Genomic DNA, 19,821 nt, shown 5'->3' on the forward strand with positions numbered 1-19,821 from the left:
TCGCAAGCGGCCCTGGCGACTGTTCGGGTTCAATGGAACGGCGGACGGAGACCCAGGCTCTCCCACGGGCTTGGTGTCCCAAAGGTGCATCGGTCTTCCATCCGCCACCGCAACAGGCATTACAGCGCCAGGAGCGGATAAAGGGAAGTTACAAAGGTGCCGGCAGGCGGATGAGCGGGCCACACGGCACGCCCTCACGTAAAACCTATTCCGCGACACCTGCCCAAGGGCCTTGACGATGGTCGAGACGACGCCTGCACGGTTCACGGATTATAGGAAAGACCGGCTTCGCCGGCCCCTCATCCGCCCTCCGGGCACCTTCTCCCCGCTGGGGAGAAGAGGGAATCGAGAGGCCCCGGCATATACCTCCGCCCGCCCCGCGAGCGGGGGTCCGAAGTACGGGTCGAGACCCGCGGCTCGACCCCGGTCGGTGCCGGCAGGCGGATGAGGGGCAAATCACGCGAAGCGACCTTGATGAAAGGGCCCACGCAAAGAACCGCCGCCTCACCTACCCGTCGCCGATATGCTGCCGGTTTTTACAACGCGAGGTGGATTGACCACCGAACTTTGCCGGTCGTCCGACATGATCGATCGGTCGATCTAAAATATAACCTTATAAATCAATAGCTTAACCTGTCACAAATGTTTCACGGCTTTGACATAAAAGGACGGTGCTTAAAGCGCTAAGAGAGTCTCGCCGATGAAAAAAGGCAATGCGAGGGCCTCTCTAAGGCCGCACTCACACAAGCCCAAATGCCGGGAGATTCTAAATGAACACCTTCAAGCTCACCGTTGCCGCGCTCGCTGCAACCGCCGCTTTCGCTGGCGCTGCCGTCGCCCGCGACCAGATTCAGGTTGCTGGTTCGTCCACCGTCCTGCCGTACGCAAAGATCGTTGCCGAGTCCTTCGGCGAAACCTTCACCAACTTCAAGACGCCGGTCGTTGAATCCGGCGGCACGGGCGCTGGTCTGAAGGAATTCTGCAAGGGCGTTGGCGAAGACACCATCGACATTGCCAACGCCTCGCGTCCGATCAACAAGAACGAAGCCGAAGCCTGCAAGGCTGCCGGCGTAACCGACATCCAGGAAGTCAAGATCGGCTACGACGGCATCGTCTTCGCAACTGACGCTTCCAACCCTGACGTCGCCTACGTTCCTGCCGACATCTACAAGGCCCTCGCAGCCCAGGTCGTCGTCGACGGCAAGCTCGTCGCCAACCCTTACAAGAAGTGGTCGGAAGTCAACCCGAAGCTTCCGGCTGTTGATATCGCTGCCTACATCCCGGGCGAAAAGCACGGCACCCGCGAAGTCTTCGAACAGAACGTTCTCGCCGCCGGCTGCAAGGCCTCTGGCGCAATCGACGTCATCGCCAAGGAAATCGCCGACAAGGCTGCCCAGGGCAAGGCCTGCGTCGCAGTTCGCAAGGATGGCGTTGCCGTTGACATCGATGGCGACTATCCGGAAACCCTCGCACGCATCGCCGCCAACAAGACCGGCGTCGGCGTATTCGGCCTTTCCTTCTACGAAAACAACGCCGACAAGCTCAAGGTTGCGAGCATGAGCGGTATCGTTCCGTCCACCGAAACGATCGCCAACGGCACCTACCCGGTTTCCCGCCCGCTGTTCTTCTACGTCAAGAAGGCACATCTCGGCGCCGTTCCGGGCCTGAAGGAATACGTCAACTTCTTCGTATCCGACCAGATGATCGGCCCCGACAGCCCGCTCGTCGAATACGGCCTCGTTGCCGCTCCGGATGCCGAACGTGACGCGATCCGCAAGGACGTCGAAGCCGGCAAGTCCATGTAATCACTTTGCCGGCGCGGTGCCTTTCAGCCCGCGCCGGCATTGCCTTATGTCCCTGCGCGCCGGCGGTTCTGGAGCTGCAGGGTTGAATTCCTTCTCCATGATTGGAAGCTGAAGGCAGGCTGATGAAGCTGCCGGGCTTTTTGGGGGCCATGGGCCTGGGGACGTAACGAATGAGCACATCCATCATACTTTTGTGCCTTGTGGTGATCGGTGCCGCCGCCTATCTGGTCGCGCGCAGCCGCGCCACGGCGCTTGCCGGAGGCCGATCCTCCGCATTGCATTCGCGGCCGGCCTATTACGGCGCCTATGCCGCGATCTGGGCGGTTCTTCCTGCCCTCATCGTCCTCTGCCTCTGGCTCTCCATCAGCCCCGGCATCATCCAGTCGTCGGTTCGCGGCGCTGTCCCCGACGATGTGAAGGCGCAAGCCTCGGTCGAGCAGGATCTTGGTTATTCGATGGTGGCGATGGTCGCCCGCGGCATGACGATGCTGACCTCGGATGAAACCGCCGCGGTCGCCAACGATCCGGCTGCCCTGCAGGCCAAGCTCCTCGAAAAGGGCGTGCCGCTTGCCAGCCAGCCGCTGCCCTACATGCTCGACGCCGCCAAAAAGCTCAACGCGATGAGCATGACGAGCCGCATCGCCATGACGGCGATCGTCTTCGCTCTCGCCGTTGCCGGTGCCTTCTATGCGCTGCGTTCCATCGCTCCGCGCTTCCGCGCCCGCAACCGGGTCGAGCGCGTCATGCTCTGGGGCCTGCTGCTTGCCTCCTCGATCGCCATCCTGACGACGATCGGCATCGTCTTCTCCATGCTGTCGGAAGCCGCCCGCTTCTTTGCGGCCGTTCCCGCCATGGACTTCTTCTTCGGCACCGTCTGGGATCCGCGCTTTGCCGGCGCCGGCAGCTCGTCCTTCGGCCAGTTCGGCTTGATCCCGCTGCTGCTCGGCACGATCTATATCGGTCTGGTCGCCATGCTGGTCGCCGTGCCGGTCGGCCTCTTTGCCGCCATCTACATGGCCGAATACGCCTCGCCGAAGCTGCGCGGCGTCGCCAAACCGCTCCTCGAAGTGCTCGCCGGCATTCCGACGATCGTCTACGGCTTCTTCGCGCTCGTCACCGTCGGCCCGTTCCTGCGCGATTTCTCAGCCCAGATCAGCGGCCTGCTCTCCGGCAACTACAGCAACTTCATCCAGGCGCAGAGCGTTCTGACGGCCGGCATCGTCATGGGCATCATGCTGATCCCTTACGTCTCCTCGCTGTCGGACGACATCATCACCGCCGTGCCGCGGACCTTGCGTGACGGTTCGCTCGGTCTTGGTGCCACACGTTCTGAAACCATCAAGAAAGTGGTCTTGCCGGCCGCTCTTCCCGGCATTGTCGGCGCCTTGCTGATGACGGCCTCGCGCGCCATCGGCGAAACCATGATCGTCGTGCTGGCCGCCGGTGTCGCCGCCCGCATCCAGATCAACCCCTTCGAGCCGATGACGACGGTGACCGTCAAGATCGTCAACCAGCTGACCGGCGACCTTGAGTTCACCTCGCCGCAGACGCTGGTTGCCTTCGCCCTTGGCATCACCCTGTTCTGCATCACGCTTTGCCTCAATATCTATGCGCTCTACATCGTGCGCAAATACCGGGAGCAGTACGAATGACGGATATTGTTTCTCCCACATCAGGCGTCACCGTTTCCAAGGCGCCAGTGCGCCGCGATATCGGCATCAAGCGCCGCTATGCCGCCGAGCGCCGGTTCCAGGCCTATGGCATCGCCGCCATCACCTTCGGTCTCGTCTTCCTGTTCATCCTGCTGTGGACGGTGATCGGCAAAGGTTATACCGCCTTCCAGCAGACGGCGATCACCCTGCCGATCGAATTCTCCGAGAAGACGATCGACCCGAACAACAAGCGTGCGACCGACCCTTCGGTGCTGATCGCCGCCAACTACCCGGTTCTCCTGCGCGACGCGATCGTAAAGCAGCTGAACGTCAATGCCGCGAGCCGTCCCGATGTGCGCGATGCATCCGCCATGCTCTCCAAGGGTGCGCCGGTCCAGCTGCGCGACATGGTCGTCGCCGATCCGTCGATCATCGGCAAGACGGTCAATGTCACGGTGCTTGCCGACGCCAATGTCGACAGCGCCAACAAGGGCCAGATCGATCTGTCGGTCGATGAGAAGAACCGCAAGGTCAACGACAAGCAGGTCGGCTGGATGAACGAGTTGAAGGCGAGCGGCGCTCTCCACAAGCAGTTCAACACCGGCCTCTTCGTCAACGGCAATTCCAGCCGTCCGGAGGCCGCGGGCCTGGGCGTCGCCCTGATCGGCTCGCTCTACCTGATGCTGATCGTGCTCGTGCTTGCTCTGCCGATCGGCGTTGCCGCCTCGATCTATCTCGAGGAGTTTGCGCCGAAGAACAAGCTGACGGACCTGATCGAGGTCAACATCAACAACCTCGCCGCGGTCCCCTCGATCGTCTACGGTCTGCTCGGTCTTTCCGTCTTCATCAACTTCATCGGCCTGCCGCGCTCGGCCTCGCTGGTCGGCGGCCTGGTGCTGACGCTGATGACCCTGCCGACGATCATCATCGCGACGCGCGCCGCCCTTCGCGCCGTGCCGCCGTCGATCCGCGCCGCGGCCCTCGGCCTCGGCGCTTCGAAGATGCAGATGGTGTTCCACCATGTTCTGCCGCTCGCCATGCCCGGCATCCTCACCGGCACGATCATCGGCCTGGCGCATGCGCTCGGCGAAACCGCGCCGCTGCTCCTGATCGGCATGGTCGCCTTCGTCGCCAACGCGCCGACGACACCGCTCGATCCCTCGACGGCTCTGCCCGTACAGGTCTATATGTGGGCCAACGAGGCCGAACGTGCCTTCGTTGAGCGTACTTCGGGTGCCATCATCGTCCTGCTCCTGTTCCTGATCGTCATGAACATGGGCGCCATCCTCTTGCGTCGTCGCTTCGAGCGCCGCTGGTAAACGGAGTTACAAGATCATGAACATGTTGACGGAAGCTGCAGTTGAAAAGGCGCTGGATCACAAGATGAGCAACGTCCCGTATAAGATGATCGGAAAGGATGTCTCGGTTTACTACGGCGAAAAGCGCGCGCTATTCGATGTGAACCTGAACATCCGCGAAAACACGGTAACCGCCCTGATCGGCCCGTCCGGCTGCGGCAAGTCGACCTTCCTGCGCAGCCTCAACCGCATGAACGACACGATCGACGGCTGCCGCGTCACCGGCAAGATCACGCTCGACACCGACGATATCTATGATCCCGATATCGACGTCGTCGAACTTCGCGCCCGCGTCGGCATGGTCTTCCAGAAGCCGAACCCGTTCCCGAAGACGATCTACGAAAACGTCTCCTACGGCCCGCGCATCCATGGCCTTGCCAAGTCGAAGGCCGATCTCGACCAGATCGTCGAGACCAGCCTGCAGCGCGCCGGCCTCTGGAACGAGGTCAAGGACCGCGTGCACGAATCCGGCACCGGCCTGTCGGGCGGTCAGCAGCAGCGCCTCTGCATTGCCCGTGCCGTCGCCGTCAGCCCGGAAGTCATCCTGATGGACGAGCCCTGCTCGGCGCTCGACCCGATCGCCACCGCCAAGGTCGAGGAGTTGATCCACGAGCTTCGCGAGAACTACACGATCGTCATCGTCACCCACTCCATGCAGCAGGCCGCGCGCGTCTCGCAGCGCACCGCCATGTTCCACCTCGGCAATCTCGTCGAGGAGAACGACACCGACAAGATGTTCACCAATCCCGACGATCCGCGCACCCAGGACTACATCATGGGTCGCTTCGGCTGATTTTGGCGTCACCAAGCCTTTCCGTTATTCGAGGACAAAGCCCCATGGCATCGACACATATTTATTCTGCCTATGATGATGATCTGAAGTTCCTGTCCAGGCGGATTTCCGAAATGGGCGGCCTGGCCGAGCAGATGGTCGCCGAAGCCGTGCGGGCGCTGGTCAACGGCGATACCGCGCTGGCGCAGAAGGTCATCTCCGACGATGTGATCCTCGATCACGCCGAACGCGAAATCGGCGACAAGGCGATCGTCACCATCGCCCGCCGTCAGCCGATGGCCGCGGACCTGCGCGAAATCATGGGTTCGATCCGCATCGCCGCCGATCTCGAACGCGTCGGCGACCTCGGCAAGAATACTGCCAAGCGCGTCATCGCCGTCCAAAGCACCGGCGTTCCCCGCAAGCTCGCCCGCGGCCTCGAGCACCTGTCCGAGCTGGCGCTCGTCCAGCTCAAGGAAGTGCTCGACGTCTACACCAATCGTTCCGCCGACAAGGCGAATGCGATCCGCGAACGCGACAACGAGATCGACGCGATGTACACCTCGCTGTTCCGCGAACTCCTGACCTACATGATGGAAGATCCGCGCAACATCACCAGCTGCACGCATCTTCTCTTCTGCGCCAAGAACATCGAGCGCATTGGCGACCACGCCACCAACATCGCCGAGACGATCTTTTACATGACGACAGGCGCGCAGCCGGAAGGCGATCGTCCGAAGGATGACAGCGCCAACACCGTCGGCGCGGTCACCGAATAACCGCCCACACCCCGCCGCTTGCGTGCGCGCCCGTCCGGGCGCGCAAAGAGGTCGCAGCCAAATTTTTGAATTTGCGCAGGATGCATTGCTTAAATCACCCTGGTTTAAGGATCATGCGCGAGGAGACCGACACGCATGATCCCGAGAGTTGCAGTTGTTGAAGACGAGGAAGCCCTCAGCGTGCTTCTTCGCTACAATCTCGAAGCGGAAGGCTTCGAGGTCGATACCATCCTTCGTGGCGACGAAGCCGAAATGCGGCTTCAGGAGCGCACGCCCGATCTTCTCATCCTTGATTGGATGCTGCCCGGCGTCTCCGGCATCGAGCTCTGCCGGCGCCTGCGCATGCGGCCGGAGACCGAGCGCCTGCCGATCATTATGCTGACGGCGCGCGGCGAAGAGAGCGAGCGTGTCCGCGGATTGTCGACGGGCGCCGACGACTATGTCGTCAAGCCCTTCTCGACCCCCGAGCTCGTTGCCCGCGTCAAGGCGATGCTGCGTCGCGCCCGTCCCGAGGTGCTGTCGACGGTGCTGAAATGCGGTGACATCGAGCTCGACCGCGAAACCCATCGCGTCCATCGCAAGACCCGCGAAGTCCGCCTCGGCCCCACCGAATTCCGCCTGCTGGAATTCCTGATGTCGTCGCCGGGCCGGGTCTTCTCCCGCTCGCAGCTTCTGGACGGCGTCTGGGGCCACGATATCTATGTCGACGAGCGCACCGTCGACGTCCATGTCGGCCGCCTGCGCAAGGCGCTGAATTTCTCCAACATGCAAGACGTCATCCGCACCGTCCGCGGCGCCGGTTATTCGATGGAAGCCTGAGGGCTTTCATCTGAGCCTGCTGAGCCTGGCAAAACCCGCGACGTCATCCTCGGCCTTGTGCCGAGGATCTGCGCACGCCAAATGAAGTATTTGAAAATAAAGTTTTTTCCCTCAAGTAGTTGAGGTGATCAGATGCTCGACACAAGGCCGAGCATGACGGAGGGAAACCTGAGCTTCCATCCGCGCATAAAAAAACGGGCCACTCGGCCCGTTTTCTGCATTCTAACGATGGTCAGCCCGTTCAGCTGGCCCGCGCCGCTGCCCGGCGGCGTTCATTCACCGGCTGGTAGGCAAGCTTCTGGTGATAACCGCAATAGGGCGAATTGTCGGGGGACTCGCAGCCGCAGAAATGGAAGTCATCCTTCAGCGGATCGCCGACCGGCCACTTGCAGGTGCGTTCGGTCAGTTCCGTCAGGCCGAGGCGGCGGGAAATCGGCACCACCACATTGCCTCTCGGCACGTATTCCATTTCCTCGATCGTTTCGATCTCGATCTCTTCCTTCAGCATCGTCGCGCCCTGCTGGCGGGTGACGGTGCGGGTGGTGATGCGAGAGGCGAAGTTCGGCGCGCGCGGCGCCGATGTATTGCGCTTCGGCGTTCGCGCCGCGGTGTTGGTGCCGCCGGCCTTGGCACGGCCGGGAAGGCACAGCCGGTGCACTTTACCGATGACCGCGTTTCGGCTGACACCGCCAAGCTGCGCAGCGATCTGGCTCGCGCTCAGTCCTTCGGCCCAAAGCTTCTTGAGTTTCTCGACCCGCTCGTCTGTCCAGTTCATGCCCTGTCTCCACCTTTTGCGTTGGTGATGGCAGAATCCCTCACCGTTGTCCCGGGAGCTCCGAAACAAGAAACGCTTGATCAATTTTGGTGACTAGTTCCGCCGCATGCAGTCTAGTAATTGATCTTTAACCTAGTGTGAGCCTGACTCCGTGACAAGAGTCGCATGAATCCGGATGAATCGAATTCGTAGTTTTCCCCAACTTGCTGTCCCTGCGTGGCATTTCTGCAATAATGCCTGTTGAAGACTGAAAATGCCGCTGTACACCTGTGCTGCATACGCTAAGGGCGCCGTTTTGTTGACATTGCAGCGCGAAAAGGAAATAGTGCCACTCGCCGCCGCAAGGCGGCATTTTTGATTTTTCGGGCCTGGTTTCCTTAGCCGGAGTCATTGCCCGGCAACTTTGATGGAGATCGCGCCATGGCTGAAGCCGCGCCGCTTTATGACACCTATTCTCGTGCCCCGCTGCGGTTCGAGCGAGGCGAGGGCGTATGGCTGATCACCGAAACTGGCGAGCGATATCTCGATTTCGGCGCCGGCGTCGCCGTCACCTCCGTCGGTCACAGCAATCCGCATGTGGTCGGCGCGCTGAAGGAGCAGGCCGACAAGGTCTGGCACCTGTCGAACATCTATGAGATCCCCGGCCAGGAGCGTCTGGCAAAACGCCTGACGGACGCCACCTTCGCCGACAAGGTGTTCTTCACCAACTCGGGTGCCGAGGCGCTCGAATGCGCGATCAAGACGGCGCGCCGCTATCAGTTCTCCAAGGGCCATCCCGAGCGCTTCCATATCATCACCTTCGAAGGCGCCTTCCACGGACGGACGCTGGCGACGATCGCCGCCGGCGGCCAGGAAAAATATCTCGAAGGTTTCGGCCCCAAGGCGCCGGGTTTCGATCAGGTGGTTTTCGGCGACATCGAAGCGGTCCGCGCCGCGATCACCGATGCCACGGCTGGAATTCTCATCGAGCCGGTGCAGGGCGAGGGCGGCGTCCGTCCTGCCACGCCTGAGTTCATGAAGGCGCTTCGCCAGCTCTGCGACGACAACGATCTCCTGTTGATCCTCGACGAGGTCCAGACCGGCGTCGGCCGCACCGGCAAGCTCTTCGCCCATGAATGGTCGGGCATCACACCCGACATCATGGCGGTCGCCAAGGGCATCGGCGGCGGTTTCCCGCTCGGCGCCTGCCTTGCCACATCAGAGGCCGCCTCCGGCATGAAGGCCGGCACCCATGGTTCGACCTATGGCGGCAATCCGCTTGCCATGGCCGTCGGCAGCGCCGTGCTCGACATCATCCTGGCCGATGGCTTCCTCCAGCAGGTGCGCGACGTCGCACTTGTCTTCCGCCAAGGCCTCGCCTCGCTGAAGGATCGTTATCCCGATGTGATCGAGGATGTGCGCGGCGAGGGGCTGTTGCTCGGTATCAAGGCTGCCGTTCCCTCAGCCGAACTGCTGCAGGCGATCCGCGCCGCCCATCTTCTCGGCGTACCCGCCGGCGATAATGTCATCCGCCTTCTTCCGCCGCTCGTGGTCACCGCCGAGGAAGCCCGCGAGGGCCTTGCCCGCGTCGAACGCGCCGCCGAGAGCATTCGCGCCTCCAAGGTCAAGAAGACGGCTTGAAGAGATTGCCGCCTTCGGGCGCAGCACAGGTAAGAAGACGATATGAGCCCTAAACATTTCCTCGATCTTTCGGCAGTCACATCAGCCGATCTCAGAACTATCATGAACGATGCGCTTTCCCGCAAGCAGGCCTTCAAGGCAGGCCAGGGCGACAAGCCGCTCGCCGGCAAGATGCTGGCGATGATCTTCGAAAAGCCCTCGACGCGCACCCGCGTCTCCTTCGACGTCGGCATGCGCCAGCTCGGCGGCGAAACGCTGTTCCTGTCCGGCACCGAGATGCAGCTCGGCCGCGCCGAGACGATCGGCGACACCGCCAAGGTGCTGTCGCGTTATGTCGATGCGATCATGATCCGCACCACCGAGCATTCGCGGCTGGTCGAGCTGGCCCAGCATGCGACCGTGCCTGTGATCAATGCGCTGACGGATGACACCCATCCCTGCCAGATCATGGCCGATATCATGACCTTCGAAGAGCACCGCGGCCCGATCAAGGGCAAGACCATCGCCTGGACCGGCGACGGCAACAATGTGCTGCATTCGTTGGTCGAGGGTGCCGCGCGTTTCGGCTACCGCATGAACATGGCCGTCCCCCTTGGCTCGGAGCCCAAGGATCACTATCTGAACTGGGCCCGCAATGAGGGCGCCGAAATCATGCTTTGCCATGATGCCGACCGTGCGGTCGCCGGCGTCGATTGCGTGGTGACCGATACCTGGGTCTCCATGAATCAGGAACATCGGGCCCGGGGTCACAATGTCTTCCAGCCTTATCAGGTCAACGCGGCCTTGATGGCGAAAGCCGGCAATGATGCATTGTTCATGCATTGCCTGCCCGCCCATCGCGGTGAGGAAGTGACGGACGAAGTGATCGACGGTCCGCAATCCGTGGTCTTCGATGAAGCGGAAAACCGTCTTCATGCGCAGAAGTCGATTCTTGCTTGGTGCCTGGGCGCGATCTGAACCATAATCGGACGTCGCGAGTCACAGACTCGCGACCGCGCGAGCGGCGGGCACGCTGGCCCATCGCTCTGGAAAGTAGGAGTGAAAAAGCCATGGCAGAAGCTGCAGCCGCCCTCGGCCAGTTTGATTTCGCCGGCGATGACCATGTCGTCCCCTTCCAGGTGGAAGGGCTGGATGTGCGCGGACGCGCCGTTCAGCTCGGCCCGATGCTCGACGCGATCCTCGAGCGTCATCATTATCCCGCACCCGTTGCCCGGCTGCTTGCCGAAGTCGTCGTGCTGACCGTGCTGCTCGGCACCTCGCTGAAGTTCGACGGCAAGTTCACGGTGCAGACCAAGGGCGACGGCCCGGTCGATCTTCTCGTCGCCGATTTCTCGACGCCGGAAAATGTCCGCGCCTACGCCCGTTTCGATCAGGCGCTGCTCAACAAGGCGATCGAGTCAGGCGAAACCGAGCCGGAGCAATTGCTCGGCAAGGGCATTCTCGCCTTCACCATCGACCAGGGCAAGTTCAGCCAGCCCTACCAGGGCATCGTTGCGCTCGACGGCACCACGCTGGAAGACATCGCCGGCGTCTATTTCCGCCAGTCGGAGCAGATCCCGACGCGCGTGCGCCTTGCCGCGGCCGAGCTCTTCGATCGTGACGATGCGGGCAAGCCGCGCCATCGCTGGCGGGCAGGCGGCCTCGTCGCCCAGTTCCTGCCGGAAGCGCCGGAGCGCATGCGCCAGCCGGATCTCCACGGCGGCGACGGCGACACTGGCAGCCGCCCGCATGGCGAGGACGACGCCTGGCTCGAAGCGCGTTCGCTGGTCGAGACCATCGACGCCGACGAGCTCACCGATCCGCTGGTCGGCACCGAGCGGCTGCTGTTCCGCCTGTTCCACGAGCGCGGCGTGCGCGTCTACGAACCGCGCGCCGTCTTCGACCGCTGCAGTTGCTCGCGCGACAAGATCAAGGGCGTGCTGAAGGGCTTTTCGGCCGAGGAGATCGAAGCCAGCCAGGAAAACGGCGAAATCGCCGTCACCTGCGAATTCTGCTCGACCACCTATCGCTTCGAGCCGGCCGAGCTTCAGCCGGCTGAATAGTTGACACCACTGCTGTCCGATTTGCGCGAATGGCTGCCCCTCACCCTAACCCTGCCGGGGTCGAGCCACTGGTCTCGGCCCGTCCTGCGGACCCCCGTAAAAACGGGGCGAGTGGACGTGTCCTACGAAAGATTGGTGGGGAACGGAGAGGTCGCGACACGTCCCCTTCGCCCCGCAAGAGCGGGGAGAAGGTGCCGGCAGGCGGATGAGGGGCAGGCCTCGGCAATCTCCCAGGAGCCGGCGTCGAAGACGTCTCAGGAACGTGGCGCTGACGGAATATGACGTGTCAATTGATGCGCCTCAATTGAGCACCCGCAACAGCCCTGGGGAATCCAGCGAGAAGGCGGGGATGTCGACATCGAACATCTCGCCTTCGTCCGTTTCCATCTGGTAATGGCCGAACATCAGCCCTGAGGGCGTGTCGAGCGGGCAGCCGGAGGAATATTCGTAGGTGTCGCCGGGGCTGAGCCGCGGCTGCTCGCCGACGACGCCGGGGCCGGTGACCTCGTCCACCTGTCCGTTCTGGTCGGTGATGTTCCAGTAACGGTTGACCAGGCGAACGGCTATGCCGGAATTGTTGCTGATGACAATCCGGTAACCCCAGACATAGCGATCGTCTTCCGGATCGGATTGCTCCTCCAGATAGAACGGTTCGACGACAACTTCGATGTCTCTTGTGAGGGCGCGATACATGCCTTGCACCTTAGTCAAGATATGTTACCCGTATCTTATAAGAGGCCCTGTCCGTCAAGAAACGGAACAATTATCATCGCTGAAATGGCTGTGATCCGAAGGTTTTCGAACGTTAAGCCTAATTGTCAGTGTTAATTCCGTTTCGGAACGCCGCGGCGGGCAAACTTGTTCCGCGGCTGGTGCGGCTGAGGTCCGGCCGAACCCGGGCGGGCCCGGCCGTCATGACTGTCGATCAGGCCGAGACCTTGGCAAGCGCCTTCGCGAAATCCTCGATCAGGTCGTCGGTATCCTCGATGCCGGCCGAAAGGCGGACCGTGCCCGGAGAAATGCCGAGTTCGGCGCGCGCCTCTTCCGTCAGGTTCTTGTGCGTCGTCGTCGCCGGATGGGTGATCAGGCTCTTGCTGTCGCCGAGATTATTGGAGATCTTGATGATCTCGAGCGCGTTCTGCAGCGCGAAGGCCGCATCCTTGCCGCCCTTCAGCTCGAAGGCGACCAGCGTCGAGCCGCCGGTCATCTGCTTGGCGATGATATCGGCCTGCGGATGGTCCTTGCGGCCGGGATAGATGACCTTGGCGACCTTGCCTTGCTCGGCCAGGAAATCGGCGATCTTTGCCGCATTCTCGGTCTGCTGGCGCACGCGCAGCGGCAGCGTCTCGATGCCCTTCAACAGCGTCCAGGCGTTGAACGGCGACATGGCCGGGCCGGTATGGCGGAAATAGTCGTGCAGGTTTTCGTCGATCCATTCCTTGTCGGATAGTACCACGCCGCCGAGGCAGCGGCCCTGGCCGTCAATATGCTTGGTGGCGGAATAGACGACGATATGGGCGCCGAGCTCCAACGGCTTCTGGAAGAGCGGCGTGGCGAAGACATTGTCGACGACGACCTTGGCGCCGATCTGGTTGGCGAGCTTGGCGACGCCTGCAATATCGATCACTTCGAGCGTCGGGTTGGTCGGGCTTTCCAGGAAGAACACCTTGGTCTTCGGCGTGATCGCCTTTTCCCAGTTCGCCAGATCCCGGCCGTCGATCAGCGTGCAGTCGATGCCGTATTTCGGCGCCAGCGTCTCAACGACCCAGCGGCAGGAACCGAAGAGGGCGCGGGCGGCGACGATATGATCGCCTGATTTCAGCTGGCAGAGGATCGCCGCGGTGACGGCGGCCATGCCGGAAGCGGTGGCGCGGGCGTCTTCGGCCCCTTCGAGCATGCACATGCGCTTTTCGAACATGTCGTTGGTCGGGCTGCCGTAGCGGGCGTAAATGAAGCCCTCGGTCTCGCCCTTGAAGCGCGCTTCGGCCGCCTCCGAAGTCTCATAGACGAACCCTTGCGTGAGATAGATTGCCTCGGACGTCTCGCCATATTGCGAACGTAGCGTGCCACCGTGGACGAGTTGGGTTGCCGGGCGCCAGGTCTTGCTCATGCCATCACCTTCACATAACAAAAAAACCGGTCGCAAAAGCAGACCGGTTTCAACCCGGTCTTTTTAGCCACTTGTTTAACGTGGCTGCAAGCCGACCGGCCAAATCACCACGGGATAATTCTGCAATACTGCTGTTAGCTGCTTGCGTCAATTCCCCGAGTTTGGTTTTGTCGGCGGCAAATGATGGATGAGGCATGATGGCTCGCGAAACGGGAATTCTGGCGGATCGCGCGATCTCCGCGCTGTTCGAAACGGGGCGTCTGATCTCCGAACGGGAGCTGGACCGCGACCAGATCCAGCCGGCAAGCCTCGATCTGCGCTTGGGCGCCAAGGCGTTTCGCGTGCGCGCCAGCTTCATGCCCGGCCCCTCGCATCTGGTGTCCGACAAGCTCGACCGGCTGAGCCTGCATGTGATCGACCTCTCCGAGGGGGCGGTGCTCGAAACCGGCTGCGTCTATATCGTGCCGCTGATGGAGAGCTTAGCGCTGCCGGCCGACATGTCGGCCTCGGCCAATCCGAAGAGCTCGACCGGGCGCCTCGATATCTTCACCCGCGTCATCACCGATTACGCCCAGGAATTCGACAAGATCCCGGCCGGCTATTCCGGACCGCTCTATCTCGAAATCAGCCCGCGCACCTTCCCGATCGTCGTGCGCCGCGGCTCGCGCCTGTCGCAGATCCGCTTCCGCGTCGGCCAGGCGCTGCTCGGCGAGCCGGAACTGTTGAAGCTGCACGAGAGCGAGACGCTGGTCGCCAGCAAGCTGCCGAACGTATCAGGCGGCGGCATTGCCCTGTCGATCGACCTTGCCGGAGATAAGGACGGCCTGATCGGTTATCGTGGCAAACATCACACTGCCGTCGTCGACGTCGACAAGAAGGCCGAGCACGACCTCTTCGATTTCTGGGAACCGCTCCACAGCCGCGGCCGCAACGAGCTGATCCTCGATCCCGACGAGTTCTATATCCTCGTCTCGCGCGAGGCCGTGCATGTGCCGCCGGATTATGCCGCCGAGATGACCCCCTTCGATCCGCTGGTCGGCGAATTCCGCGTTCATTATGCCGGCTTCTTCGATCCTGGCTTCGGCCATGCGCCCGCCGGCGGGCGCGGCAGCCGTGCCGTGCTCGAAGTGCGCAGCCACGAGGTGCCGTTCATTCTCGAAGACGGCCAGATCGTCGGCCGCCTCGTCTACGAGCATATGCAGGAAAAACCCGCAAGCCTCTACGGCTCCGGCCTCGGCTCCAACTACCAGGCGCAGGGCCTGAAACTCTCGAAACACTTCCGCATCTGAGGCGTCGCATCCGGCGCGACTTGACAGCGCCCCCCATCTGTTGGAAATCTCGCTTCATCGCGGGTGTAGCTCAATGGTAGAGCAGCAGCTTCCCAAGCTGAATACGAGGGTTCGATTCCCTTCACCCGCTCCAATCACCCCACCTATCTCTCAGGTCGGACATTTCGTTACAGGCGTTGCGATGCGACTGCTGAATACCCTATTTGACCAGCCCACGGTCCCTTGTCTTCGGTTCGCCTTCATTGACACCGAGTGCTTCTTTCACCGAATCCAACAGTCTGAACAGGATCTCTGTGCAGTATCCTACGACGAACGAAGCCGCGGCCGGTGAAATTTTGGCTATTACGCCCGAACTGTCTTGTCCGGTCAGCCAACCGATCACGGTCCCGGCGATGACTGCCAAAATTATGCGTGGGGTGTAGGTTTCGGACCGCATTGGAGATAGGGAAACGCTGTCCATGCGTCGTTCCGCATCGCGCAAAATGAATACAACCGCCCCTAAGAGCGACGCGATAGCTGGGAGTATGAACGCGGAAATGGTTTTGTTTATGTAGCCTTGGACATGCAATGGCATCCGAGAAAAGAGACTGTACTCCTGTTCAGGAGTTTGCAAAAACGGCTCACCCAGAGGAGCACTGAATCCGAACGACGTAATATGAAGAATACGGAAGCTGCCGATAATCTCGCCGTCTACCTCCTCAAGCGCTTGTGTACGGAGCGTTGCGAATTCCCCGCTTGTATCAGCCGGTGTAGCATTGGCCTTTGGATCGTCGCTGTTTGTCCCGTTTGCTGTCGAAGTGAGCGCGCTTCCTACCGGCGATGGTGCTGGCGCGGGCGGGGGAACCTCGCCCTTCGGAGTGGAGACGAGATTTTCAAGCCGAGTTCCAGAATAGATCCCGACACGGATCTTGTCGTATTCCTCTATTCTCTTACTCGTGTCGTTAACAACACTTTCAGTGAACGAAACATAAAGTCCGAGAAGCAGAGTAAGAATGAACCCCAGAACACCGATCATCCAGATGGGCCTTATGACATTGCCGTTCGCCTTTCGGCCTTTGCGATCGGGAGTGTCCATCAATTCACTATAGTAACTGTTGCGGATAGAGTCCGCAGTTGCCGGGTATGCGAGGTTCGACAGCTCGGAGAGGATTTCCCACAGTTTGGAGCGTTGTTCATACGATGCTGGAATGTTTTCGTCCAGAATCCGATCGGGCAACTCGGCATAAAGCGTTAGAGGTTCATGGAGTAGATCCTTGGGGTTCAGACGGCCCTCTCGAGACACGTAAGAATAAAGTACCCTCACATCCTCCGCTGCACGGCGAAGCTCGGGACTTGCCGGCAAAAGGCGTGCCGCCGGAACTGGAGTCACGACTTCCTCTTCGGGGGCAGTGTCGACCTGTACGGCCGCAGGCTCTACTGGCGCGCCATTGCCATTCCCTGCGACTTGATTCGGTTGTTGAACCTGTTGCTGCCCTACCTCCGCCGCGCCATTTGCGGGAGCCGCTTGACCCGCGTTCTGCTCTGCACCTCCTTCATCGCCGGGGTCTTGCGCTGCCTGTCCGAAAGCGTTTGCCATTTCTATTCTCCCCTCTTTACGGCAAAGACAATCTCGCACCGGCCCTTCGCCGGGCACACACGATTGCGGCCGTACGATACGAACATCTGATAGGTGCCCGGAACCAGATACGCTTTGATATCAGCGTAGATCCGCCAATCGAAAAAGCCGCTGTTGCCTGGGAGTGCAGCTTCTTCCCTAACGGCTGGGATGGTGAGCTTGGTGTTGTTGAGTTCAAGATCTGTCCAATGCTCCCTTAGTGTTCCGACCCTGTGTAAACGGATGCTGAATTCATCCGAGGCACGCGCGGACTTGGCAAATCGTTCGTCGCCTTCAAGTCGCAGCCATACGAAAATCTGCTGCTGAGCTGCCACTTCAATCGTTTGTTGGGCCGCCGATGACGGGCATGCGTCGAATTGCTTTGTGAGGGCAATCTCACTGACGACTAGATTTCCGGTGCTGGCAACACCTTGCACGGAATTGGGTTGACATTTTGCGGAGAACGCCGGCGCGGAATTGGCCAAACAGAGCACGATCGCAGCAGTTGCAGCCATTGACCATTGAAGGAATATTCGCTTCATCGCGGCATCTCCGCTTGGCGCTCAGCCTCTCACACAACCAACTTTTGGGCGATTCCGACTCGCTTGGCGATTTCGCCAAGCTGGTCCTTTGGTCGCTCAAAGTTGCGGACGAATATTGTGACCGCCGCCAAGATGGCTGTCGTAGCGCGGAACGCCTTGTCCGCTGCCTTCTCCTGTTTCGCCATATGCTCGAGCATGATCACAATGTTCCTCTCCGGGTCTTCGAGCTCCTTCGTGCTGAAGTCCGCCCCAACACCGCCCTTTTGGTTCAGTTGAAACAAGCCGTGGCTGTGGTGATTGTCGCCATCCGCGGTTTCATCCAGGCCGGACTCGGCGATCGCGTTTGCGATTGCCGCGATCTGCTGGATCGAACCGTATCCCGCGTCTTTAAAGCGTGTAGCGATGAGTATTGCGTTTCCTTTCCTTTTCGAGGGAATGACGGCAGCGTTGAAATTGATGTCCAGACTCGGCAGACCATCAGCCTCAAGCCGGGTCTCATCCGAAGCGAGCAGCTGAGCACTCACTTGAGTCGCAAACTGCCGGGTGTCGTCCAGAGCCTTTTGCAAGTCCTTTTCAAGAAGCTTCACTAAGTCCGAACCCGAGCCTGCCGTGAGATACTTTCGGTCGCGCGCTCGGTCCCGCGTGATGCCATCAACGGCAAACTCCTCTTCGGGAATAGCAGCGAGAACTTCCGCAATCGCTTTTCCAGGGGACGTCTTTATAGCGTGAGCGGCCGACGCGCCGACCATCTGTGCGAGGTACAGCTCTGCGACAGTAGGTTCATCCGACAGCTTGATTGCAACCCGCTTCTGCATTGCATTCGACATTACGGCAAAAACCATACATTGTGCGAGCCAGTCCTTGCGGTCGCTTTCCTGAAATGAGAGTTCAAGTTCCGGCTTTTGGGAGAATTTACTCCACTCTTTTTCATTCAGTGCAAATGGGCCCCAATCACCGTCCCCTTCTTGTGGGCCATCAATGATGTTTGATCTCAATTGAGCTACGGCTAACAGGTAGTGCGCGCTTGTTTCCACCAAGAGCGAATCCCACGAGCATGTCGTCGCAAACACAAGTTTGTCTATCGCGCCAAGTGAGTCGCGTTCCCGATCGACGGCGAGAGCGCTCACCCAACCCTCGGGTGCGCCCGGCGCGCCCGGTATTCGTATCTTTATCCAACCATTGCCCGTATCTTCTAGTATTTCGACCCTGGCTCCGGCGGGCGCGTCGTTGCCACTACTCTCACCTGCTGGATCGCGCCTGAGGGTTCGCGTGCTTGTCACGACTGCCATTGCAATATCTCCTAGCTTAGGTGGGCGGCTAAGTCTTCGACGTTCTCATACTCAATATTGAAGCTGTTATTCTTGCCCTTGCCGCACTTCAGCGGCTTCGGAACCAATCCTCGTTGCAGTATCGTCACCTCGTTCGCGGTAACTCCACTCGACACGACGGTCGGCCTGGGAAGCTTCATTGCATCAAGCAACTTCGATATCGCTTCCCTTGTGTGGGGGGTCCACCTTCCCGATGGCTCAACACAAACCATGGCCTGTATATTCTTCAGTAAAGACGGACTAACATTTGCTTCGTATCTGTTTATTGCGCCGGGCGTGTCTTGTGTTTGTCCCGTACGCTTCGGGAGCTTTGTCTGCGGACTAGCTATTGGTGCTACTGCGTCCTGTACTGCCTTCTGTTGGGCACTCGTGCGGCTTCCGAGCACTACGTCTGTACTTCCCGGGCCAAATATCCCCTCAGCTGTCACGTCGGCGACGTGCTCCGTCAGCATCGCCTCGATGGTGACTGGAGTGCAAAGTCTTAGATAGCCTTGGATTTCTCGGTAAACTGCGGGTCCGCTATCGACCCTGTCGCTGTGCTGCGCTACCGAATTCCGATAGGCACTCATTATTTTGGAGACGAATTGCCCGGTTTTGCTGGGCGGCAAAGAGAACAAGAACGTGCCAGCGTAGGCATCGGTTACACTTTGGGCCAATCCGAACGCCTGCGCCGTAACCGCAATGGAGATCGCGCTTGCGCCAGTTATTGCTAGGATCGCGTTGGTGGTCTGGCCGAATGCGCCGAAAGCCCGTTTCGTGGCTGAGCGTTTGTGTTCAAGTTCATGGAGATCTTGAAAATACCGATTGCATTGGTCGTCTACAAAATTGAAGCCGGATTCAGCAATATTGTAAAAACTCACCGAATCCTTTGCGTATCCGGCATCAGCTGACAATGCGTCTAATATTACTCTGTTGTTGGATGCGTATCCGGCGACGGTGGATGCGGTAAAATTGTGATTTATACTCGCAGGAACTGACGAGCACGAACAAATCAAAACGGAAAAAAGTGCACAAATACCCGTGGCGAGAACTCGCACTGCTTCCTCCGGCCGGTTGTATTATTTCATATTTCCCTATCCGCAATAGAAACTCATAAACATCTATTATTCAAGCACATTTTTCACGTAATAACCTTTTAAGTTGTTATCAGCTTATCACATTGTTGAATTCGTTGTGGTATTTCTACATAAAAAGCCACATGTCCCCATTTCGCGCGGTCTCGCTCTGTTTTGCGCGGGCCTTTTGCTTCGTGTGCAATAGAGGCGGTCGTCGCAGCGGATCGCACAGGTGCATCGCGTCACATCGCGGTATACCCCCATGTAACCAGCGACTTGTT

17 protein-coding genes, 1 tRNA gene and 1 riboswitch are annotated in these 19,821 nt (G+C 60.1%); of the genes, 11 read left to right on the top strand and 7 right to left on the bottom strand.

The genetic code is table 11. From position 1 onward, the window contains the following. Nucleotides 1-770 precede the first annotated feature (770 nt). The 6 genes from C3Y91_RS14090 to phoB all read left to right on the top strand — a co-directional run bounded on the left by C3Y91_RS14090 (nucleotide 771) and on the right by phoB (nucleotide 7,185). A complete protein-coding gene (locus C3Y91_RS14090) occupies nucleotides 771-1,805 on the top strand; it encodes a substrate-binding domain-containing protein (protein ID WP_018496546.1) in 1,035 nt (344 codons plus the stop codon). Nucleotides 1,806-1,975: 170 nt separating this feature from the next. Then, nucleotides 1,976-3,457 (top strand): phosphate ABC transporter permease subunit PstC, encoded by a 1,482-nt coding sequence (gene pstC / locus C3Y91_RS14095; protein ID WP_168575468.1) that lies wholly within the window; start codon nucleotides 1,976-1,978, stop codon nucleotides 3,455-3,457. Next, complete coding sequence (pstA, locus tag C3Y91_RS14100) at nucleotides 3,454-4,776, top strand: phosphate ABC transporter permease PstA (RefSeq protein ID WP_003556196.1); 1,323 nt, start codon at nucleotides 3,454-3,456, stop codon at nucleotides 4,774-4,776. Before pstC ends, pstA begins: the two co-directional genes overlap by 4 nt. A 16-nt stretch (nucleotides 4,777-4,792) precedes the next feature. After that, nucleotides 4,793-5,608: a phosphate ABC transporter ATP-binding protein PstB gene (pstB, locus tag C3Y91_RS14105; protein ID WP_003556197.1), complete on the top strand. Its 816-nt coding sequence runs from the start codon at nucleotides 4,793-4,795 to the stop codon at nucleotides 5,606-5,608. 44 nt (nucleotides 5,609-5,652) lie between these two features. Then, nucleotides 5,653-6,366 carry a phosphate signaling complex protein PhoU gene (gene phoU / locus C3Y91_RS14110; protein WP_024321049.1) on the top strand — a complete coding sequence of 238 codons (714 nt, stop codon included), beginning with the start codon at nucleotides 5,653-5,655 and terminating at the stop codon, nucleotides 6,364-6,366. A gap of 135 nt (nucleotides 6,367-6,501) precedes the next feature. Next, nucleotides 6,502-7,185 carry a phosphate regulon transcriptional regulator PhoB gene (gene phoB, locus C3Y91_RS14115; RefSeq protein WP_003545181.1) on the top strand — a complete coding sequence of 228 codons (684 nt, stop codon included), beginning with the start codon at nucleotides 6,502-6,504 and terminating at the stop codon, nucleotides 7,183-7,185. 241 nt (nucleotides 7,186-7,426) lie between these two features. Here phoB and C3Y91_RS14120 read toward each other — a convergent pair whose 3' ends face one another. After that, on the bottom strand, nucleotides 7,427-7,960 hold the full coding sequence (locus tag C3Y91_RS14120) for a GcrA family cell cycle regulator (protein ID WP_012755911.1): 534 nt from the start codon (nucleotides 7,958-7,960) through the stop codon (nucleotides 7,427-7,429). 420 nt (nucleotides 7,961-8,380) lie between these two features. Here C3Y91_RS14120 and C3Y91_RS14125 point away from each other — a divergent pair, with 420 nt between their 5' ends. The 3 genes from C3Y91_RS14125 (at nucleotide 8,381) to C3Y91_RS14135 (ending at nucleotide 11,622) form a co-directional block, all read left to right on the top strand. Further along, nucleotides 8,381-9,580 (top strand): aspartate aminotransferase family protein, encoded by a 1,200-nt coding sequence (locus C3Y91_RS14125; RefSeq protein ID WP_168575469.1) that lies wholly within the window; start codon nucleotides 8,381-8,383, stop codon nucleotides 9,578-9,580. A 42-nt stretch (nucleotides 9,581-9,622) separates the two neighbouring features. Continuing rightward, nucleotides 9,623-10,537: an ornithine carbamoyltransferase gene (gene argF, locus C3Y91_RS14130; RefSeq protein ID WP_003545186.1), complete on the top strand. Its 915-nt coding sequence runs from the start codon at nucleotides 9,623-9,625 to the stop codon at nucleotides 10,535-10,537. Between the two features lie 92 nt (nucleotides 10,538-10,629). Next, complete coding sequence (locus C3Y91_RS14135) at nucleotides 10,630-11,622, top strand: Hsp33 family molecular chaperone (protein WP_131717205.1); 993 nt, start codon at nucleotides 10,630-10,632, stop codon at nucleotides 11,620-11,622. A 300-nt stretch (nucleotides 11,623-11,922) separates the two neighbouring features. Here C3Y91_RS14135 and apaG read toward each other — a convergent pair whose 3' ends face one another. Together apaG and C3Y91_RS14145 are read right to left on the bottom strand one after the other, a co-directional pair. Further along, nucleotides 11,923-12,315, bottom strand: coding sequence for a Co2+/Mg2+ efflux facilitator ApaG/CorD (gene apaG / locus C3Y91_RS14140; protein WP_026170930.1), 393 nt, complete (start codon nucleotides 12,313-12,315; stop codon nucleotides 11,923-11,925). A 232-nt stretch (nucleotides 12,316-12,547) separates the two neighbouring features. Then, complete coding sequence (locus C3Y91_RS14145; RefSeq protein WP_018072417.1) at nucleotides 12,548-13,732, bottom strand: O-succinylhomoserine sulfhydrylase; 1,185 nt, start codon at nucleotides 13,730-13,732, stop codon at nucleotides 12,548-12,550. Nucleotides 13,733-13,774: 42 nt separating this feature from the next. After that, a riboswitch (SAM riboswitch) is annotated at nucleotides 13,775-13,853 on the bottom strand. 73 nt (nucleotides 13,854-13,926) lie between these two features. On the opposite strand from C3Y91_RS14145, the gene C3Y91_RS14150 reads away from it, so the two are divergent. Both C3Y91_RS14150 and C3Y91_RS14155 read left to right on the top strand, forming a co-directional pair. Next, nucleotides 13,927-15,021 (top strand): 2'-deoxycytidine 5'-triphosphate deaminase, encoded by a 1,095-nt coding sequence (locus C3Y91_RS14150; protein ID WP_018072418.1) that lies wholly within the window; start codon nucleotides 13,927-13,929, stop codon nucleotides 15,019-15,021. Nucleotides 15,022-15,080: 59 nt separating this feature from the next. Then, nucleotides 15,081-15,154: transfer RNA gene (locus C3Y91_RS14155), tRNA-Gly, on the top strand. Nucleotides 15,155-15,220: 66 nt separating this feature from the next. Here C3Y91_RS14155 and C3Y91_RS14160 read toward each other — a convergent pair. From C3Y91_RS14160 to C3Y91_RS14175, 4 genes are read right to left on the bottom strand one after another with little or no spacing between them, the layout of a single operon-like run. Further along, the gene (locus tag C3Y91_RS14160; protein WP_168575470.1) at nucleotides 15,221-16,597 is read right to left on the bottom strand and encodes a hypothetical protein; all 1,377 of its coding nucleotides are present in this window, start codon (nucleotides 16,595-16,597) and stop codon (nucleotides 15,221-15,223) included. A gap of 2 nt (nucleotides 16,598-16,599) precedes the next feature. Continuing rightward, nucleotides 16,600-17,157 carry a hypothetical protein gene (locus C3Y91_RS14165; RefSeq protein WP_168575471.1) on the bottom strand — a complete coding sequence of 186 codons (558 nt, stop codon included), beginning with the start codon at nucleotides 17,155-17,157 and terminating at the stop codon, nucleotides 16,600-16,602. A gap of 29 nt (nucleotides 17,158-17,186) precedes the next feature. Then, nucleotides 17,187-18,446 carry a phage tail tip lysozyme gene (locus tag C3Y91_RS14170; RefSeq protein ID WP_168575472.1) on the bottom strand — a complete coding sequence of 420 codons (1,260 nt, stop codon included), beginning with the start codon at nucleotides 18,444-18,446 and terminating at the stop codon, nucleotides 17,187-17,189. Between the two features lie 11 nt (nucleotides 18,447-18,457). Then, complete coding sequence (locus tag C3Y91_RS14175) at nucleotides 18,458-19,522, bottom strand: hypothetical protein (protein ID WP_168575473.1); 1,065 nt, start codon at nucleotides 19,520-19,522, stop codon at nucleotides 18,458-18,460. Nucleotides 19,523-19,821 lie beyond the last annotated feature (299 nt).

This window comes from Rhizobium ruizarguesonis (assembly GCF_012349115.1).
Classification (GTDB): domain Bacteria; phylum Pseudomonadota; class Alphaproteobacteria; order Rhizobiales; family Rhizobiaceae; genus Rhizobium; species Rhizobium ruizarguesonis.

Excerpts from the sequence above, each read along its gene's own strand:
- C3Y91_RS14125 (WP_168575469.1), top strand. The coding sequence starts at position 8,381 with ATGGCTGAAGCCGCGCCGCTTTATGACACCTATTCTCGTGCCCCGCTG.
- argF (WP_003545186.1), top strand. The coding sequence starts at position 9,623 with ATGAGCCCTAAACATTTCCTCGATCTTTCGGCAGTCACATCAGCCGAT.
- C3Y91_RS14170 (WP_168575472.1), bottom strand. The coding sequence starts at position 18,446 with ATGGCAGTCGTGACAAGCACGCGAACCCTCAGGCGCGATCCAGCAGGT.
- C3Y91_RS14165 (WP_168575471.1), bottom strand. The coding sequence starts at position 17,157 with ATGAAGCGAATATTCCTTCAATGGTCAATGGCTGCAACTGCTGCGATC.
- C3Y91_RS14150 (WP_018072418.1), top strand. The coding sequence starts at position 13,927 with ATGATGGCTCGCGAAACGGGAATTCTGGCGGATCGCGCGATCTCCGCG.
- C3Y91_RS14145 (WP_018072417.1), bottom strand. The coding sequence starts at position 13,732 with ATGAGCAAGACCTGGCGCCCGGCAACCCAACTCGTCCACGGTGGCACG.
- pstC (WP_168575468.1), top strand. The coding sequence starts at position 1,976 with ATGAGCACATCCATCATACTTTTGTGCCTTGTGGTGATCGGTGCCGCC.
- C3Y91_RS14135 (WP_131717205.1), top strand. The coding sequence starts at position 10,630 with ATGGCAGAAGCTGCAGCCGCCCTCGGCCAGTTTGATTTCGCCGGCGAT.
- pstB (WP_003556197.1), top strand. The coding sequence starts at position 4,793 with ATGAACATGTTGACGGAAGCTGCAGTTGAAAAGGCGCTGGATCACAAG.
- phoU (WP_024321049.1), top strand. The coding sequence starts at position 5,653 with ATGGCATCGACACATATTTATTCTGCCTATGATGATGATCTGAAGTTC.
- C3Y91_RS14160 (WP_168575470.1), bottom strand. The coding sequence starts at position 16,597 with ATGGCAAACGCTTTCGGACAGGCAGCGCAAGACCCCGGCGATGAAGGA.
- C3Y91_RS14090 (WP_018496546.1), top strand. The coding sequence starts at position 771 with ATGAACACCTTCAAGCTCACCGTTGCCGCGCTCGCTGCAACCGCCGCT.
- apaG (WP_026170930.1), bottom strand. The coding sequence starts at position 12,315 with ATGTATCGCGCCCTCACAAGAGACATCGAAGTTGTCGTCGAACCGTTC.
- C3Y91_RS14120 (WP_012755911.1), bottom strand. The coding sequence starts at position 7,960 with ATGAACTGGACAGACGAGCGGGTCGAGAAACTCAAGAAGCTTTGGGCC.
- pstA (WP_003556196.1), top strand. The coding sequence starts at position 3,454 with ATGACGGATATTGTTTCTCCCACATCAGGCGTCACCGTTTCCAAGGCG.
- phoB (WP_003545181.1), top strand. The coding sequence starts at position 6,502 with ATGATCCCGAGAGTTGCAGTTGTTGAAGACGAGGAAGCCCTCAGCGTG.